This window comes from Allofournierella sp. (genome assembly GCF_017889395.1).
Lineage (GTDB): Bacteria > Bacillota > Clostridia > Oscillospirales > Ruminococcaceae > Allofournierella.
Map to the genome: position 1 here is coordinate 1 of NZ_JAGHKE010000084.1, position 17,161 is coordinate 17,161.

Genomic DNA, 17,161 nt, shown 5'->3' on the forward strand with positions numbered 1-17,161 from the left:
GGCGAGGAGAGCGTCTGCGGCCGCCTGAGTCTGACCCGGCAGAGGGAACGGTACCTGATCGCCACCCCCACCGGCTACCGCACCCCGCCCACCGAGCGCCAGTTCGCCCGCGCCATGCAGGCCCATTTTGCGGAGTGTGAGCAGTGCGGCCTGGGAACCAGCTTCCAGGCCGGGGAGATCATCCCCCGGGAAAGAGCGCTGCAGGGCCGCTTTCTGGAGGCCTATTATTTCAGCCCATTGCCCGGACCGGTGGAGCATCCCCATCTGTGGACCTGCCCCGCCGGGACCTGGGCGGTGTATTATTACCAGGGCGGCTACGACGAGCTGCCCACCGCCTACGCCCTCTTTCTGGAGGAGCTGGAGCGCCGGGAGCTGCGTCTGGCGGGGGACGTGTACGAACAGGATGTGATCAATTATCTCTCGGTCACCGATCCGGCCCGCTATGTGCTGCGGCTGTCGGCCCCGGTGGAGGAGTAAACAAGTTTGCGTGCAGAAAAAGGCGGCTGCCTTTCCCGGTTTGGGAAGGCAGCCGCCTTTTGGTTTTGTATCTGTCTGGGCGAAAAACGCCGGAAGGTCAGCGGCTTACAGGTCGCTGAACAGGTCTTCCTTGTAAACGCCCGCCTGGATCAGTGCCCGGAAGCTGGCCACAACAAAGTCCTTGTCCTCCTTGTAGGTCACGCCGAACCACTTGTCGTCGGTCTTCAGCACCTTCACCGACACTGCGCTGCGCTTGAGCAGCTGGTCAATGTAGATGGGCAGCAGGTACTCGGCCTTCAGGATCTTGTCCTCCGGAGTGTTGGCGAAGAACTCCACAAAGCCCTTGTCCAGCAGATCCAGGAAGGCGGGGGTCAGGCCCCACATGTTCATGGAAACCAGAGAGTCCGCGTCCACGGGCTTGCCCTCCACCTCGGCGCCGGTGGCGGTCTTCACGATATTGGAGGTCTCCTCCACATCGGTCAGGTAGCCGGTCTCGTTCATATGGCAGATGCCGCGGGTCACGCCGCCGTTCTCGGACAGGGTGTTCTTCAGCACAAAGCCCGCCATGCACAGCTCGCTGTCGCCGTGGTCCTGCACCAGGAAGTCGTGGATCTTCACAAAGGCTTCCTTGCCGTAGTAGTCGTCCGCGTTGATGACCACGAAGGGCTCGTTCAGCAGACCCTTGCAGGCCAGAACCGCCTGGCCGGTGCCCCAGGGCTTGGTGCGCTCTGCGGGCAGCGCAACGCCCTCAGGCAGGTTTTCCTTCTCCTGATAGGCGTAGGCGATCTCCACGCCCAGCCGGGCGCAGGTGGCGGCAATGCGGTCGCCGATGGCCTCACGGAAGGCCTCGGCAATGTCGTGCCGGATGATAAAGACCACCTTGTTGAAGCCTGCCTCGATGGCGTCGTGAATGGAATAGTCCATGATGATCTCGCCGTGCAGGCCCACGGGCTCCAGCTGCTTGATGCCGCCGCCGAAACGGCTGCCGATGCCCGCCGCCATAATGACCATAAAATGCGCGATTTTTCCATGGAATGAACAAGGGAACGTTTCGGTGAGCTGGGCGGCGAGATCAACAAAAGGGGCCCGGGCGAAAAAACAACACAAAGATCGAGTTGCCAAAGAGGGGAAAAAGAAGAAGATTTCCAGCAGAAAAATCAATATTATTCGCTTTTCTTACAGCTTTTTTACCAATTAGACGAATCTGAACCAAAAACTACCGTTTTCGGTTGAAAAAAGAGGCAAATTGCGTTATGATTAAAATACTGGTGTATAACATAGATAAAATCCGCTTTCCTTTTACGGTAAAGCGGAAACGACACGGCAATTTTCAGCGCAGCACCCGCAACACAGGGGGAGATGCAGCGGCTGCGTTTGCCGGGGCAACCGCGGGGCGGAGGAAAACCGGCCGGATGCGCACTGCCCCGTCACGCGCAAACGGAAAACCGCCAACGCAAGATCCCCCTGGGCAACCTTACCGATGCCCGGGGCGCTTTGCGTGCAGCAAATAAGGAAGCGTAAAAAATCCAGAGGGAGAAGAACGGCGATGAAGGTCAAAAAACAGTATGTATCGATGCGCAGAATCATGAAGCAGCATCGCATTCCGTTGACCGGTGCCCAGCAGAGGTATCTGCGGCAGAAGCGGTGGTTCGATGTGGTGATTGCAGCCATGGCGCTGGTGGTGCTGGCGATTCCGTTTATGGTGGTGGCCCTGCTGCAGAAGCTGAGCAGTCCCACCGAGCCGGTGTTCTTCCGCCAGAAGCGGGTGGGGCAGGACAGCCATGTGTTCTACATTACCAAATTCCGCACCATGAAGAGCACCGCGCCCAAATACTCGGCCACCGGCGAGCTGCAGAACGCCGACGCCTATATTTCCAAGCTGGGGCGCTTTTTGCGGGATACCAGCATTGATGAGCTGCCGCAGCTGTTCAATGTTCTTACAGGCGACATGAGCCTGATTGGGCCCCGGCCGCTGATCCGGCAGGAGCGCAGCGTGCATTTTCTGCGCCGGTACTACGGGGTGGACCAGCTGAAGCCGGGCATCACGGGCTGGGCGCAGATCAACGGCCGCGACATGCTGAACGATTACGATAAGGTGTTTTACGACCGGGAGTACTTAAAGAATGTGAGCATGGCCTTTGACGCGAAGGTATTTTTCGATAGTGTGCTGAAGGTGCTGGGCCGAAAGGACATCCAGGAAGGCGTGCGGGCGCATCATCACCGGGACGAAGTGCGCCGCCGCCAGCAGGAGCAGCTGGCCCAGGAGAAGCTGGAGCAGCGTGAATTCGTGCAGTTCCAGCAGGAGGCCCAGATGGTGCGCGAGCACCGCCGGGCGATGTGAAAATAAACGGAGAGGAATCAAGGAATCATGAATCAGAAGCCGATGGTAAGCATCATTATGCCGGTTTATAAGGTGGAGGAGTACGTGGGCAAATCCATCGAGAGCATCCAGCAGCAGACCTTTCAGGATTGGGAGCTGTGGGCTGTGGATGACGGTACGCCGGACAACAGCGGCAAAATCTGCGACGAATATGCGAAAAAGGACCCCCGCGTTCATGTGATCCACAAGGAGAACGGCGGTGCGCCCAGCGCCCGTAATATGGCCATGAAGCAGGCCGGCGGAAAATACTTCTATTTTATGGATTCCGATGATTGGGCCGAGCCCACCATGCTGGAAGATATGGTGGCGCAGGCGGAGGCGCATGACCTGCAGCTGGTGGTCACCGGCTTTTACATCGACACCTATTACACTGATACCGAAAAGTACACCCAGGTGCAGAAGGTGGAAAGCAAGGTGTTCGCAAGCCAGCAGGAGTTTCGCAGGGAAGCTTACCGTCTGTTCGACAAAAACCTGCTGTATACGCCCTGGAACAAGCTGTTCCTGGCAAGCTACTTAAAGGAAAACGAGCTGTATTTCCCCACCACCTTCTGGGATGATTTCCCCTTCTGCCTGAGCGTGGTGCGCAATGTGGAGCGGGTAGCGGTGATGGAAAACGCTTATTATCATTTCCTGCGCAAGCGAGCCGAGTCAGAAACCGCCAAGTATAACCCCAGAATGTATGAAAAGCGGGAAGAGGAGCACCAGTGGATGCTGGAGCTGTACCGCCATTGGAACATTCAGGACGAAGCCAGCACCGAGATGATCTCGCGCCGGTATGTGGAGCGGCTGATCGGCTGCATTGAAAACCTGACCAACCGCAAGTGCGAGCTGCCCGCGAAGGAGAAAAAGGCGCAGATCAAGCAGATGATCAACGCCCAGCAGTGCCGCACGGCTCTGAAACACATGAAGGCGCAGTCGACCATGATGAAGATGATGCTGGTGCCCATCAAAATGCGCAGCGGCTTTTTGACCTATTGCGAGGGCTGCGCCATCTCGAAGGTAAAATCCGGCAACACCAAGCTGTTCGCCAAGCTGAAAGCGGAGCGGTAATCCAATGAAGGAAACAAAGCACAACCTGATGGCTTGCCGCGGAATTGCGGCCTTTTTGGTGGTATTGGAGCATTCCATCATTCGTTATCCCATCGATTTGCGGGCACAGGCGGAATGGTGTGTGATTCTTGGCAATTTGATCAACTCCTTTCACATGCCGCTGTTCTTTCTGCTTTCCGGATACTTTACTTCCACCAAGGGATTGGGTTCACCGCAGGAGTGGCTTGCCAAACATGCGAAGCGGCTGCTGCTTCCTTACCTTGTGATGGGCATGGTGGATATGATGCCCCGACTTCTGCTGCAAAGCCTGGTGAACAATCCATCTAATATCCAGGACTCTCTAATTGACATCATTTTTTATGGCGGATATTTCTGGTTTTTGATTGCAATGTTTTTGGTGCAGTTGGTCGCGGCGGTCGGTGTCTCCTGCGGGCAACGAAAGCTTTTGTTTGGAATCAGTGTGGTTCTAATGATCTCCACACGGTTGGTGAGCTTTCCAGACCTGTTCTGCATCAATCAGGCTGCATATTATCTGTTCTTCTATCTTCTGGGTGGTTACTACCGGGAATTTGAAGAATGGGCCGCACGCAAGCAAGTGTTGCTGAATATCGTCAGCGCACTTGTTTTTGTGCTGTTTGGATGGATGGGCAACCGTTGGGCCAATATTTTGGTTGCGATTGCAGCTTCCTGGCTGACCCTGCAGCTGGCCACCCAACTGACGCGCAAAGGGAAAAATGCAGTGCTGGAAACAGCTGGCAAGTATTCGCTGCAGATTTACCTGTTTAATGGGATTACACTGGGCGTGGCAAGAACATTGTTGGTTCGCATTGGGGTGACCGGCCCGCTTATACTGATCGTTGGCAATACGGCTCTTGTGTTGCTGGCAGAGACCATCGGGATTTTCATCTTGAAGCAGCTGCCGGGGATTCCGGTGCTGTTCGGAATGCAGACAGAAAGACGGAGGAAAACGGGCTATGCCGCAGATTAGTATCATTGTTCCGGTGTATAAGGTGGAGCAGTACCTTGACCGGTGCGTCAATTCGATTCTGAACCAGACATTCACCGACTTTGAGCTGATTCTGGTGGACGATGGCTCCCCGGACCGCTGCCCGCAGATGTGCGATGAGTGGGCAAAAAAGGATGCCCGCATTCGCGTGATTCATAAGGAAAATGGAGGAGCAGGTGCTGCACGGAATGCAGCATTGCGCGCAGCTGAAGGCGAGTACATTGGCTTTGTGGACAGTGATGACTGGATCATGCCGGATATGTACGAATATCTTTATGGCTTGTTAAAGCGGTATCCGGAAGTACAGATTGCACAGTGTGATGCAATTCAGACTTCTGATGAAAAGCAGGAAGCGCCTGCCCGCCCGGAAAATATCCAGTTGTGGAATCAAAAGCAGATGATGGAATACTTTTTCCGCATTCACGGTGAGAAGAGTAATTACAGCATATGGAATAAATTAATTCGCCGTGGCGTATTGGATGATTTTTCCTTTGTGGAAGGTACAATCAGTGAGGATGTGGCAGCAAGCTTTGATTTTTTTACTCGCGCTCAGCAAATGGTCAGCTCGAATAAAGTCCTCTATTTTTACTTCGTTAACCAAAATGGTGTAACAAAATCACCGGTTACGAAAAAGGATTTAGAATATATTCATGTGTGGGAACGGATTGCAGAAAAGGTTCCGCAGGAATATACGGAATATGCTGAGATTAATTTGGCCAGAGCTAATTTCACAATTCTGAGTAAGATGCTTTTATCAGGATATGATAAAAATAATGCTAAATTAATAGAGGAAAAGAGAAAAATGAAACGGCAGGTAAAAAGGAAGTTCTGGAAGTTAATGAACTGGAAAATGCCGTTTACCAGGAAAGTATTAGTATTGCTTGTAACAATTTTAAAGTGATAATTGAAAATGAAAATATTTAAACCTGTTAGCTTTCTACTCTATCTCTTTTGTTTTATGCCTTTTCTCTACTTCCTTCCAATTCCAAGTGATACTCAGCCGTATGCGTTCATAATGGCATGCGTACTGTGTTTGGTTTTGGGGAAAGTAAAAGTTCCTAAAACATTATTCAATATGATGTGGGCTTATGTGTTGATTGTGGCTGGAGCAGTGGTTACTCTGCTCTTAGCACATCCTTCAGAGAAGTTTCTTGTTTTGCGCAAGGTGTTTAATTATATAAGCCTTTTCCTTGTTACTACTGCTGTGTATAATTCTCTGATAATAAGTGGTGGAGTAAATGAAAAATGGGAAAAAATTCTTATAAGTATTTGGTTTGCGGTTGGTGCGATACAGACATATATTTATCCGAGTTTTATGCTAAGATTTGTTTCTAATGCTAGAACTGGTGGAGCTAGAGGTGTAGTAGGATTAGCTTCTGAACCATCATTTTATGGATATATGATGATATTCTTCTTGATGGCTGTTAGTCAGTTCAAAAGGCATAAAAGAATATTCCAAGTGATGTGTATTGCCCAAATTATACTTTTTGCTAAATCCGCTGTATCATTAGCGTATCTAGCAATTCTGATTGTATGCGTTGTGTTAAAAGAAGGGGTTCAGCTTTATAAGAAAAAACCTGAAAGGATAATTGCAATAGGAATTTTTACAATTGCTTTTGGATTTGCTGCATCAATTTTTTGGAACGATTTTATGGATGCCTTTGGTAGCACACGAATGGTAACTATTTGGCAGGACCTGATTTCTAATATTGGTGAAATTCATAGCTTGCAGCAACTTTACCAATTGGATTACAGTGTTGCTACGCGTGTAAATGCGATTGTGACATCTTTAAGAGAATTCCTGACATATGGCGGATTACCCCATGGATTTGTTTACGAGGACTTCTCTTTTCGCGTGGAGAGTGGATATGGAACTTTGTTGTATGAACTTGGCATTTTAGGTGTTCTGTTTATCTGGATGATATCTAAAGTTCTATATAAAGGTTTTAACAGAAATGTTCCGATGTTTGTGTGTATTAGTGCAATGATGTTTTCTTCGGTACAATTTGGCAGTCCAATGTTGTCGTTCCTTTTGGGATACGGAATGTATAATATGCACATCCAAAATACACGTGGACAGACTTTACCTGTGCAATAGAATGAATGGTATATGATGAAACAAAAAAATGTAGTTAAAAATACCGGAATGCTTCTTGCACTGAACATTGCCAAGATGTTTTTTCCGTTTGTAACGCTCCCGTATCTCACCAGAGTCCTCTCGGTGGATGCTTATGGAACAGTAGCTTATGTAAAAACCGTTATGAGCTACATGCAGATTCTTGTGGATTTCGGTTTCGTGCTGTCCGCCACAAAGGATGTGATCCAAGCTAAACATAATAAGGATGAACTGGAGCATGTGATCGGTGATACAATCGTAGGAAAAATGCTTTTAGGGCTTGGAGCGCTTTTAGTGCTGCTCGTTCTTATTGCAGCACTTCCCATTTTGCGCAATAATGCGCTGTATACACTGCTTTCCTATGTGGTGGTATTTGAATCGATTTTCCTGCTGGAGTTTCTGTTCCGTGGCTTGGAGATCATGCATGTTATAACGATCCGGTTTATCGTTATGAAAACATTGTCTACACTGCTCACCTTTGCACTGGTAAAAAGCGATGCGGATCTGCTGCTGATTCCTTTGTTTGATATTTTAAGCTCACTGGTCGCCGTTCTGATGGCAGTTTATGAGGTGTGGAAGCTGGGCCTTCGTCCTAAATTTACGGGGATTCAAAAAGCGATTCGCACTATTCGGCAATCCATGGTTTATTTTTTCTCCAATGCGGCTTCCACTTCCTTCAATGCATTGAGCACATTGATTATTGGTGTGCAGATCAGTCAGGCCCAGGTGGCATACTGGAGCGTGTGCATGCAGGTCATCAACGCAATTCAGGCGTGCTATACACCCATTGCAGATGGTGTTTATCCGGAAATGATCAAGAGTCGGAATCTTGCTTTGATTCGCAAAATTGTGAAAATATTCTTGCCTTTGGTTGCCGTGGGTTGCTGCCTTGCTTATGTATTTGCCGGGCTTGGAATGTATATTTTGGGGGGCGAAGAGTATCTGGTGGCGGTGCCGGTATTCCGTACATTGATCCCGGTCCTCTTCTTCGGCTTCCTCTCGGTCATGTTTGGCTGGCCGGTGCTGGGGGCGATTGGGAAAGAGCGGGAAGCAACGTTTTCCACGGTGTGCTCTGTTGTGTTGCATATCGCACTGTTGGTTTTGCTGATTGTAACGGATTCGTTTACGCTGATCAATATTGCCGTTGTGCGCTCGGTTACCGAGATGGTTTTCTTTGGCATAAGATTCTTCTTTTTTAGAAAATACAGACACTTGTTTGATACAAAAAATGCAGGGGTGACAAATTGATGAAAGCGGCTGTGATTACACTGCACACGGTGTGCAATTATGGAACGCAATTACAGGCATATGCAACGCAGGAAAAACTCAAAGAATACTTTGAGGATGTGCGCTTTATTGACTACCGCCGAAAGGACACCTATGGGATCGGCCTTTTAAAAACTTTTCCGAAAGGCAATCCTCTTAAAATTCCGGTCATCCTTCCTACTTTGTTTTGGTGGAAGCATGTTTTCGGGAAATTCCAAAAGAAATATCTGAAGATTGACGAAAATGTTTATCTCAGCAATGAGGATTTTTCGAACTTTCAGGACTTCGCGGATGTGTATTTTTCCGGCAGTGACCAAGTATGGAATGCGGGGTGGAATCATGGAATCATTCCGCCCATGTATCTGAGCTTTGTGCCAGATGATAAACCGAAATATGCATATGCCTCCAGTTTTGGGCGTTCTCGGGTTTCTGAGGAGGAAGTTGCGGAGTCAAAGCAATATATTGATCGATATGATTTCATTACTGTGCGGGAGGAAAGTGGTGTTCCCCTGCTGAAAGAACAATACGGATATGAAAATGTGTATCGCATTTTAGACCCGACGTTATCGATGCCGCCGGAGTTTTGGCGTAAGGTAGCACCGCCCCGTAAGATAAAAGAAGACTATATTTTGATTTATAATCTTCAGAGAAGCCGCGAGTTTGATCGTTATGCAGAAGAACTGCAAAAGAGGACTGGACTAAAACTGTATCGTTTTTGCACGCGTTTTGATCAGATAATCAAAAACGGAAAGAGTCTGGTGATTCCAGATATTTTGGAGTTTGTATCTCTTATTGACAATGCATCCATTGTTCTGACGGACTCTTTTCACGCAACTGCATTTTCTATGAATATGAATACGCCTCCCATTTGCATTTACCCCAGCGATTACTCCTGCAGACTATCGGAATTTTTAAACTTAGTAGAATCTGGGCATCGGCACGCAAATGACTTCAACGACTTTGATGTCTTGAACCGTCCGGTGAATTTTGAACGGGTCAATGAGATCCTGAACAAGGAACGGAAAAAGACGGATGATTTTCTGCAGATGGTGAGCAACAATGTACGTGAAACGATGAAAAACAAAGCAGAGATGTGAGGAGACGAACATGAATCCGGAACAGGAAAAAATTTCGATCATTGTGCCGGTCTATAATGGGCAGCGCTATCTGGCGGAATGTGTGGAGTCTATTTTGACACAGGATTATTCCAACCTGGAGATTTTTCTGGTGAACGATGGCTCGAAGGATAATTCCGGTGCAATGATCGATGCGTTTGCGAAAAAAGACGAGCGAGTGATCGCACTTCATCAGGAGAATGCCGGGGTGAGTGCAGCAAGGAACAATGCTCTGCAAAAAGCAACAGGAGCATATGTATGCCTGATCGATCAGGATGATTGTATCGCGCCGGACTATGTATCTTATTTTTATCGGTTGATCAAAGAGAATGATGCGGAAATTGCGCTTACTCCACAGGCAAAGCGTTTTTTGTCCGCAGAAGATCTGAATCCGGATATTGAGAGTGACCACATTCAGGTGTGGGGTGGCGAACGAGCTGCTATTGCGATGCTATATTACAAGTTGGTCATCGCACCCTGGAATAAGATGATCAGCATGAAACTGATTCGTGACAATAACCTGGAGTTTTGCACGCGTTTTTTCAGTGGAGAAGGCTTCAGCTTTTCGGTGGACTGCTTCCAACGGGCAAAACGCGTGGCGGTTGGCCAAAAAAAGGTGTATTATTACCGGGTGGATAATCCGGAGAGCGGGATGACAAAGTTCAGCCTGTTTGTGATGAACAGCAGTGTTAATGCGCAAAAGTTTATTCGCTCCAGACTGGTAAAGGAAACGCCGGAATTGGTTGCTGCTTGCCGGTATGCAAATTGGCATACGCATTGCGATTGTTTGAATACAATTGTGGGTTGTGGTGTGAGAAAGAAGCATCCGGATTTGTATAAGCAGATCAAGGCGGTTTGCCGTAGTGAGGCGGTGTGCGCATTTAATGCACCGGTATCGAAAAAGGAGAAGATGAAGGCTCTTCTTTATCGAATCGACCCCTTCCTGGCAGCTTGTATCATCAATCATTTCCGTGTTCGGAAATTTACAAAAGAACAATAATTCCAATACCCAATACATAACGTAACAAAAAAGGAGCATCCGCCCGGGGTGCTCCTTTTTTCTATCAAAATCCTCACAGCTTCGCCAGAAATGCTTCCAGCTGCTGCAGCTGGGCCGTCACCGAGGCCGGGCCGGTGCCGCCTTCGCTTGTGCGCCGCGCCACGCAGGCCGCAAGATCGATCGCCTCGTATATGTCCTGATCGAACAGCTCGCTCAGGCTCTGGTATTCCGCAAGGCTCACATCCTCCAGCACCTTGCCCTCCGCGATGCATTTCGCCACCAGCTGGCCCGTCAGCTTGTAGGCGCTGCGGAACGACATCCCCTTGCGCGTCAGGTAATCCGCCAGGTCGGTGGCGTTGATGAACCCCTTCTGCGCCGCCGCATACATGTTCGCCTTCAGCGGCTTCATGGTGCGCACCATTGGCGCGAACACCTCCAGACACTGGCTCACCGTGTCGATGGCGTCGAAGATGGCCTCCTTGTCCTCCTGCATGTCCTTGTTGTAGGCCAGCGGCAGCCCCTTCAGCATGGTCAGCGTGCCCATTAAGTCGCCGTACACCCGGCCCGTCTTGCCGCGCACCAGCTCCGCCATGTCCGGGTTTTTCTTCTGGGGCATGATGCTGGACCCGGTGGTGAAGCCGTCGTCCAGCTCCACAAACTTGAACTCCCAGCTGGACCAGAGGATGATCTCCTCCGAAAAGCGGGAAAGATGCATCATCACAAGGGCCAGCGCGCTCAGGATCTCCACGCAGAAGTCCCGGTCGGATACGCCGTCCATGCTGTTTTGGCACACCCCGTCGAAGCCCAGCGCCGCGGCGGTCATGGCCCGGTCGGTGTCGTAGGTGGTGCCCGCCAGCGCGCAGCTGCCCAGGGGGCTGTAGTTCATGCGCCCCACCGCGTCCTGCAGGCGGGTCACGTCCCGCTGCAGCATGGCCGCCCAGGCCAGCAGATGATGGGCAAAACACACCGGCTGCGCCCGCTGCAGATGGGTGTAGCCCGGCAGGATGGCATCCTGATTGGCCTTGGCCTGCTCATAAATGGCCTCCAGCAGCGCTTTGATCTGGTCCTGCAGCGAAGAGCAGGCATCCCGCAGATAGAGCCGCAGGTCGGTGGCCACCTGGTCGTTCCGGCTGCGGGCGGTGTGCAGCCGCTTGCCCGCGTCCCCGATGCGGCGGGTCAGCTCCGCCTCCACGAACATGTGGATGTCCTCGGCGGTGGGGTCGATGGCAAGAGTGCCGCTGTCCAGCTCGGCCAGAATGTCCTCCAGCCCGCTGGTGATGGCGGCAAGGTCCGCCCCGCTCAGAATGCCTTTGGCCGCCAGCATGGCCGCGTGGGCCAGCGAGCCGGTGATGTCCTGCCGGTACATGCGGCAGTCGATGTGGATGGACGAGTTGAAATCGTCCGCGATTTTACTGGTGGCGGCCTGTGCCCGCCCTGCCCAAAGCTTTTCCATATCCGTTCCGGCCCGGCCGGTGCCGGGCGCGTCCCCCTCTCGTTTTCGGCCCTTTCTGCACGCCGAATTGTGATTATATGCATGATATTAGCATAAATATTCTTTAAATGCAAGAACTATGCGAAAATAAAGAATAAAAATTCGATGAGCAGATGTTGCTGTATTTTGACGCGGCAACCGGAAGGGCAAAAAGCCGAAGAAAAAACAATGCCCCCGCTTTTGTGAGTTTTCACCAAAAGCGAGGGCATATTTTGTATGCGGGGCAAAATGTCAAACGATTGACATTTTGCCCCGCATCTTTTATGATGAGGGAGGAACAGGAGCGTTTCAGGTGCTCTGGCGCTGGATCAGCTGCACCGGGAAGACCCTTGCTTCCGGCGCACCGGCGTTTTCGCCGGCCACGATCCGCTCCACTGCCCAGCGGCAGATGTCCTCCACCGGCTGGTGGATGGTGGTCAGGGGCGGGGTGGTCAGACAGGCGAGATCGGTGTCGTCGTAGCCCACCACCTTCATCCGGCCGGGCACATCGATGCCCTGCTGGCTGCAATATTGCAGCACCTGGGCGGCAATGATATCGTTGGACGAGAACACGCCGTCCACCTCCGGGTGCTCCTGGAACAGCTGGTGGATCAGCGGCTCGTAGCGCATGGCGATGAAGTCCCGCTCGCTGGCGTCCACCATCACCGGAGGTTCGGCACCACGCTCGCGGCACACATCGCGCCAGCCGGCCGCCGGTGTAGTTGTCGGCACAGGCGCTGGGCACCGAGTCCGCCAGGGTGCGGTCGATGGTGACCAGCGGCAGGTTGGCCAGGTTCACATGCTGGGAAAGGTTCTGGGTGTGGCTGGCCAGAATGACCCCCGCTACCTTGTTGCTTTTCAGCATGTGGAAATACTCCACCTCTTTGTTCACATCCAGGTCGGATACACACAAAAGCAGCTTGTAGCCGCTGGCGCACACATGCCGCTCCACGCAGTCGATCACCGCGCCGAAGAAGAAGTTCTTCGCCGAGGGCACGATCAGCCCGATGAAGCTGCTCTTCTGCTTGATGAGCGACTGGGCCAGCTCGTTGGGGTGGTAGTCCAGCTCCTCCATGGCCGCCAGAATCTTGGCGCGAGTCTTTTCACTCACGTTGACCCGGTTGTTCAGCATCCGGGAAATGGTGGTCACCGTCACGCCGGAAAGGCGCGCCACATCTTTTAAAGTTGCCATAGGGCCGTTGCTCCTCTCGCCGCGAAATTTTCCTTTTTATTATCCCACAGCGGCGGGGGGCAAGTCAAACGGGCCTTTGCAGATACCAAACAAGTTTTCATCCATTCCAAAGCGCAAAGGAGAACGTATTATGAACAACACGCTGCTGAACACCCTGAAGGCTGCCCGCGAGGGCCTGGCCGAGCGTCTGGATTCCATGACCCTGCCCGCCGAGATTCCCCACGGCGACATGCCCGGCGACAAGGTGCTCATCACCGAGAGCCACGTGGCCAAGGCCAAGACCATCCTGCCCGTTCTGGTGGACAAGATGATCGCCGCTCTGGAGAATAAGCCCCTGCAGCGGTGCGTGATCAGCGTGTGCGGCGGCTCCGGCGTGGGCAAGAGCGAGACCGCGTCCCTGCTGGGCTGGTACCTGGGCCAGCTGGGCGCGAAGAGTTACATCATGTCCGGCGACAACTACCCCCACCGCATCCCCGAGTACAACGACGCCGAGCGTCTGCGCGTGTTCCGGGACTTTGGCCTGAAGGGCCTGGTGGCCTCCGGCCTGCATACCGCTGAAATCAGCGAAACGCTCCATGAGCTGATGGAAGCGGACAAGGACGCTGACCCGGCTCTGTGCGGCGAATACAGCTGGCTGAGCGTTTACCAGGCGGCGGGCCGCCGTGGCCTGAAGGGCTACCTGGGCACCCCCAATGAAATCGACTTCGACCGGGTGAACGGCATCATCGCCCAGTTCCAGGCGGGCGCGGAGCAGATCGCCCTGAAGCGGATGGGCCGCCGCCCCAGCGAGCTGTGGACCGAGACCGTGGACTTCTCTGAGACCAGCGTGCTGATCATTGAGTGGACCCACAGCAACAACGACAACCTGGCCGGTGTGGACCTGCCGGTGCTGCTGAACAGCACCCCCGCCGAGACCATGGCCCACCGCCGCGAGCGCAACCGGGACGGCAAGGTGGACAGCCCCTTCACCACCATGGTGCTGGAGATCGAGCAGGGCCTGCTGGCCTCTCAGGCCCACAAGGCGGCTGTGATCCTGTCCAAGAGCGGCGAGCTGCTCAGCTACGCCGACTACCAGGCCCTGATGGCCAACGCCTGAGCGGCGCAACAAGAGAGAAAGGGGAACAGAGCAATGGAAAACAAAACCGCACTTTCCGCCGGTGTGATGCTGAACGCCTACCCGGACAGCATGGGCGGCACTCTGGCCGACATCGTGGCCCTGCTGGGCCGGGGCGAGATGAAGGGCGCCTTTGATGCCTTCTACATCCTGCCCAGCATCTTCAACACCGATCTGGACCGGGGCTTCTCGGTGATCGACTACAACCTGAACGAGTGCTACGCCGGTCAGGCCGATCTGGACGCGCTGCGCCGTCTTGGCATCGATCTGAAGTTCGATCTGATCCTGAACCACGCCTCGGTGCTGTCGCCCCAGTTCCAGGACCTTTTGAAAAACGGCGAGAACTCCCGCTATAAGGACTTCTTCATCAACTGGAACAAGTTCTGGGCCGGTCACGGCCAGATGACCGAGGAGGGCTACATCCAGCCGGACGCGGAGAAAATCAAGGACATGTTCTTCCGCAAGCCCGGCCTGCCCATCCTGATGGTGCGCATGCCGGACGGCAGCGAGGTGCCCTACTGGAACACCTTCTACCAGGAGGTGCGCTACCGCAAGGTGGACGCCAGTGAGCTGGTGGAGAGCTTGGGGCTGCAGTACCAGGCGGCCAGCCGCATTGCGGACCTGGTGAACGCGGCGCTGGAGCGGGGCGAAAAGCCCGCCGCCATGGACTTCGGCGCATTCCAGGCCCACAAGGCCGCGGTGGTGGACCATCTGGAGAGCCGCCGCAGCTATCTGGGCCAGATGGACCTGAACGTGGCCTCGCCGCTGGTATGGGAGTTCTACGACGAGACCCTGCACAAGCTGGCGGACTACGGCGCGAAGATCATCCGTCTGGATGCCTTCGCCTACGCCCCCAAGACCCCCGGCGCAAAGAACTTCCTCAACGAGCCGGATACCTGGCAGATGCTGCAGCGGGTGGGCGGCATTGCCGGGCAGTACGGCCTGAGCATCCTGCCCGAGATCCACGCCAGCTACGGGGAGAAGACCCACGAAAAGCTGTGCGAGGCGGGCTGCATGACCTACGACTTCTTCCTGCCCGGCCTGATTCTGGACGCCTTCGAGCATAAGAACTTTGAATATCTGGTGCGCTGGATCGACGACATCCAGCAAAAGGGCATGCGTGTGGTGAACATGCTGGGCTGCCACGACGGCATCCCCCTGCTGGATCTGAAGGGCCTGCTGCCCGAGGAGCGCATCCAGGCCATGGTGGAGACCCTGAAGGGCCGTGGCGGTCTTGTAAAGGACCTGCACGGCGCGAAGAACATGTACTACCAGGTGAACTGCACCTACTACAGCGCCCTGGGCGAAAGCGACCGCAAGATGCTGATGGCCCGTGCCCTGCAGCTGTTCATGCCCGGCAAGCCCCAGGTATGGTATCTGGACCTGTTCGCGGGCAAAAACGATCTGGAGGCGGTGCGCCGCGGCGGCGGTGCGGGCCACAAGGAGATCAACCGCACCAACCTGAGCCTGGAGGAGGCGGTGGAGAAGCTGGAGCAGCCGGTGGTGCGCCGCCAGCTGGAGCTGCTGCGCCTGCGCAACAGCTGCCCCGCCTTCGGTTGGGACGCCAAGCTCACCGTGGAGAACCCGGCTCCCGCCCAGCTGACCCTGCGCTGGGAGAAGGAGGGCCACACCGCCGCTTTGACCATGGACCTGGCCGCCGAGCGCTTTGCCATTGAGGTGGGCGAGAACGGCAAGACCGAAGCGGTCTTTCAGGAGGGCTGAGCCGCCCGAAGCGCATTCTTTTGACAATTCCTCATTTCTGCAATCATAAAAGGCCCGGGGCCGCGTGGTGTTCTGCCACGCGGCCCCGGGCCTTCTTTTCTAATGGAATGGATTTTCGGGGAAGAGGGGCGATCAGCAGCCGGAGCCCTGATCGATCATAATGCGCAGGATCTCGCTGTCGGTCTCGCGCATGCCGTCGGCGGCCATGCGGCCGATGCTGGCAATGGTCTTTTCCACGTTTTCCTTCACCAGACCCTCGCCCGCGCCGAAGGTGTTGCCGTCCAGCGACATCTCGTGGCCCAGAATGGCCGCGTCCACCGAGGTGGCGATCTTGGCGGCGCAGCTGCCCTTGGCACCGTCGCACACGATGCCGGAGGCGTTGGCCAGCGTGTTGGTGATGGTGCGGCTGATGGCGTCGTAGTCGCCGCCGTGCAGGTAGGTGATGCCCGCGCCGCTGCCGCAGGCCGCGCACACCGCACCGCAGAAGGCGCTCAGCCGGCCGATGCCCCGCTTCTGCAGCAGGGCGGTCAGGTTGCTCAGCACCAGCGCCCGGTACAGGGTCTCCTCGGTGGCGGCCAGGTACTTGGCATACACGATGATGGGCACCGAGCAGGTGATGCCCTGGTTGCCGCTGCCCGAGTTGATGACCACCGGCAGCACGCAGCCGCCCATGCGGGCGTCGCTGCCCGCGGCGGCCAGCGCACGGGCCCGCACCCGAACGTCGCCGCCGTAGTGGCGCATCAGGGTGGCGCCCACCCGGCCGCCGTAGGCATGGGTCATGCCCTCCTGAGCGATGCGGGTGTTGTATTCGATCTGCCGCTTGATGATGGGGCGGATGTCGTCCAGCACAACGGTGTTGGCGAATTCCAGAATGTCTGCCAGATTCAGGGCATCCAGATCGGTGTCGTCCTCGTCGGCCACCGCCTCCACCTCCTTGTAGAACAGGCGCTCGCCGTCCCGCTCGATGCGCACCACATTGGTGTGCTCGTCCCGGATCTCGGCCAGTGCGGTGTGGCTGTCGCCGGTGATCTCCACAATGATGTGCAGGCGGGAGGGGGTGTCCAGCAGCTCCACGGTGCAAACATCCTGAGCCAGCATCCGGCGGGTGGCCTCCAGATCGGCGGGGCCTACCTTGCTCAGCACCTCCAGGCCAAGCGAGGCGTTGCCCGCCAGCGCGCCCAGCACGGCGCTGGTGTCGATGCCGCGCATGTTGCCGGTGGTGGGCACGATCACGCCCTTGGCGTTCTTGATG

15 protein-coding genes and 1 pseudogene are annotated in these 17,161 nt (G+C 54.4%); 11 read left to right on the forward strand and 5 right to left on the reverse strand.

The genetic code is table 11. The features are described from left to right. Window positions 1–477, forward strand: a 477-nt coding sequence (locus tag J7G73_RS10675) for a hypothetical protein (RefSeq protein WP_291246237.1), incomplete at its 5' end; no start/stop codon positions are given. A gap of 105 nt (window positions 478–582) precedes the next feature. On the opposite strand, the gene J7G73_RS10680 is transcribed toward J7G73_RS10675, so the two are convergent. After that, complete coding sequence (locus tag J7G73_RS10680) at window positions 583–1,488, reverse strand: NDP-sugar synthase (RefSeq protein WP_367113987.1); 906 nt, start codon at window positions 1,486–1,488, stop codon at window positions 583–585. A 535-nt stretch (window positions 1,489–2,023) separates the two neighbouring features. On the opposite strand from J7G73_RS10680, the gene J7G73_RS10685 reads away from it, so the two are divergent. Genes J7G73_RS10685 through J7G73_RS10720 form a run of 8 tightly spaced genes read left to right on the forward strand, consistent with a single transcriptional unit; the run spans window position 2,024 to window position 10,410 of the window. Beyond that, window positions 2,024–2,818, forward strand: a complete 795-nt coding sequence (locus J7G73_RS10685) for a sugar transferase (protein WP_291246238.1) — start codon at window positions 2,024–2,026, stop codon at window positions 2,816–2,818. Between the two features lie 27 nt (window positions 2,819–2,845). After that, the gene (locus J7G73_RS10690; RefSeq protein WP_291246239.1) at window positions 2,846–3,907 is read left to right on the forward strand and encodes a glycosyltransferase family 2 protein; all 1,062 of its coding nucleotides are present in this window, start codon (window positions 2,846–2,848) and stop codon (window positions 3,905–3,907) included. A 4-nt stretch (window positions 3,908–3,911) separates the two neighbouring features. Then, window positions 3,912–4,895 (forward strand): acyltransferase family protein, encoded by a 984-nt coding sequence (locus J7G73_RS10695; protein ID WP_291246240.1) that lies wholly within the window; start codon window positions 3,912–3,914, stop codon window positions 4,893–4,895. Next, a complete protein-coding gene (locus J7G73_RS10700) occupies window positions 4,882–5,814 on the forward strand; it encodes a glycosyltransferase (RefSeq protein WP_291246241.1) in 933 nt (310 codons plus the stop codon). Before J7G73_RS10695 ends, J7G73_RS10700 begins: the two co-directional genes overlap by 14 nt. Before the next feature lie 9 nt (window positions 5,815–5,823). After that, window positions 5,824–7,011 carry a hypothetical protein gene (locus J7G73_RS10705; RefSeq protein WP_291246242.1) on the forward strand — a complete coding sequence of 396 codons (1,188 nt, stop codon included), beginning with the start codon at window positions 5,824–5,826 and terminating at the stop codon, window positions 7,009–7,011. A 12-nt stretch (window positions 7,012–7,023) separates the two neighbouring features. Continuing rightward, a complete protein-coding gene (locus J7G73_RS10710; protein ID WP_291246243.1) occupies window positions 7,024–8,277 on the forward strand; it encodes an oligosaccharide flippase family protein in 1,254 nt (417 codons plus the stop codon). Further along, window positions 8,277–9,392, forward strand: coding sequence for a polysaccharide pyruvyl transferase family protein (locus J7G73_RS10715; protein WP_291246244.1), 1,116 nt, complete (start codon window positions 8,277–8,279; stop codon window positions 9,390–9,392). The genes J7G73_RS10710 and J7G73_RS10715 overlap by 1 nt, the downstream gene beginning before the upstream one ends. 10 nt (window positions 9,393–9,402) lie before the next feature. After that, window positions 9,403–10,410 carry a glycosyltransferase gene (locus J7G73_RS10720; protein WP_291246245.1) on the forward strand — a complete coding sequence of 336 codons (1,008 nt, stop codon included), beginning with the start codon at window positions 9,403–9,405 and terminating at the stop codon, window positions 10,408–10,410. 73 nt (window positions 10,411–10,483) lie between these two features. Here the strand turns inward: J7G73_RS10720 and argH are convergent, their stop codons facing one another. From argH to J7G73_RS10735, 3 genes and pseudogenes are all read right to left on the reverse strand, one after another. Next, window positions 10,484–11,863 carry an argininosuccinate lyase gene (gene argH / locus J7G73_RS10725; RefSeq protein WP_291246246.1) on the reverse strand — a complete coding sequence of 460 codons (1,380 nt, stop codon included), beginning with the start codon at window positions 11,861–11,863 and terminating at the stop codon, window positions 10,484–10,486. Window positions 11,864–12,190: 327 nt separating this feature from the next. Continuing rightward, entirely contained in the window at window positions 12,191–12,613 is a 423-nt protein-coding gene (locus J7G73_RS10730) for a substrate-binding domain-containing protein (RefSeq protein ID WP_291246247.1), read from the reverse strand. Between the two features lie 37 nt (window positions 12,614–12,650). Then, window positions 12,651–13,073: pseudogene (locus tag J7G73_RS10735) on the reverse strand (LacI family DNA-binding transcriptional regulator); the annotation flags it as partial. Window positions 13,074–13,203: 130 nt separating this feature from the next. Between J7G73_RS10735 and J7G73_RS10740 the strand changes: the two are divergent. Both J7G73_RS10740 and J7G73_RS10745 read left to right on the forward strand, forming a co-directional pair. After that, window positions 13,204–14,169 carry an adenylylsulfate kinase gene (locus J7G73_RS10740; protein WP_367113988.1) on the forward strand — a complete coding sequence of 322 codons (966 nt, stop codon included), beginning with the start codon at window positions 13,204–13,206 and terminating at the stop codon, window positions 14,167–14,169. 33 nt (window positions 14,170–14,202) lie between these two features. After that, window positions 14,203–15,909 (forward strand): glycosidase, encoded by a 1,707-nt coding sequence (locus J7G73_RS10745; protein WP_291246248.1) that lies wholly within the window; start codon window positions 14,203–14,205, stop codon window positions 15,907–15,909. Window positions 15,910–16,041: 132 nt separating this feature from the next. Here J7G73_RS10745 and J7G73_RS10750 read toward each other — a convergent pair. Continuing rightward, on the reverse strand, window positions 16,042–17,161 hold a 1,120-nt coding region (locus J7G73_RS10750; RefSeq protein WP_291246249.1), incomplete at its 5' end, for a serine dehydratase subunit alpha family protein.

What these genes read in the sequence shown, in the direction of transcription:
- J7G73_RS10685 (WP_291246238.1), top strand. Translation starts at nt 2,024, where the DNA reads ATGAAGGTCAAAAAACAGTATGTATCGATGCGCAGAATCATGAAGCAG.
- J7G73_RS10745 (WP_291246248.1), top strand. Translation starts at nt 14,203, where the DNA reads ATGGAAAACAAAACCGCACTTTCCGCCGGTGTGATGCTGAACGCCTAC.
- J7G73_RS10710 (WP_291246243.1), top strand. Translation starts at nt 7,024, where the DNA reads ATGATGAAACAAAAAAATGTAGTTAAAAATACCGGAATGCTTCTTGCA.
- J7G73_RS10690 (WP_291246239.1), top strand. Translation starts at nt 2,846, where the DNA reads ATGAATCAGAAGCCGATGGTAAGCATCATTATGCCGGTTTATAAGGTG.
- J7G73_RS10680 (WP_367113987.1), bottom strand. Translation starts at nt 1,488, where the DNA reads ATGGTCATTATGGCGGCGGGCATCGGCAGCCGTTTCGGCGGCGGCATC.
- J7G73_RS10705 (WP_291246242.1), top strand. Translation starts at nt 5,824, where the DNA reads ATGAAAATATTTAAACCTGTTAGCTTTCTACTCTATCTCTTTTGTTTT.
- J7G73_RS10715 (WP_291246244.1), top strand. Translation starts at nt 8,277, where the DNA reads ATGAAAGCGGCTGTGATTACACTGCACACGGTGTGCAATTATGGAACG.
- J7G73_RS10700 (WP_291246241.1), top strand. Translation starts at nt 4,882, where the DNA reads ATGCCGCAGATTAGTATCATTGTTCCGGTGTATAAGGTGGAGCAGTAC.
- J7G73_RS10720 (WP_291246245.1), top strand. Translation starts at nt 9,403, where the DNA reads ATGAATCCGGAACAGGAAAAAATTTCGATCATTGTGCCGGTCTATAAT.
- argH (WP_291246246.1), bottom strand. Translation starts at nt 11,863, where the DNA reads ATGGAAAAGCTTTGGGCAGGGCGGGCACAGGCCGCCACCAGTAAAATC.
- J7G73_RS10695 (WP_291246240.1), top strand. Translation starts at nt 3,912, where the DNA reads ATGAAGGAAACAAAGCACAACCTGATGGCTTGCCGCGGAATTGCGGCC.
- J7G73_RS10740 (WP_367113988.1), top strand. Translation starts at nt 13,204, where the DNA reads ATGAACAACACGCTGCTGAACACCCTGAAGGCTGCCCGCGAGGGCCTG.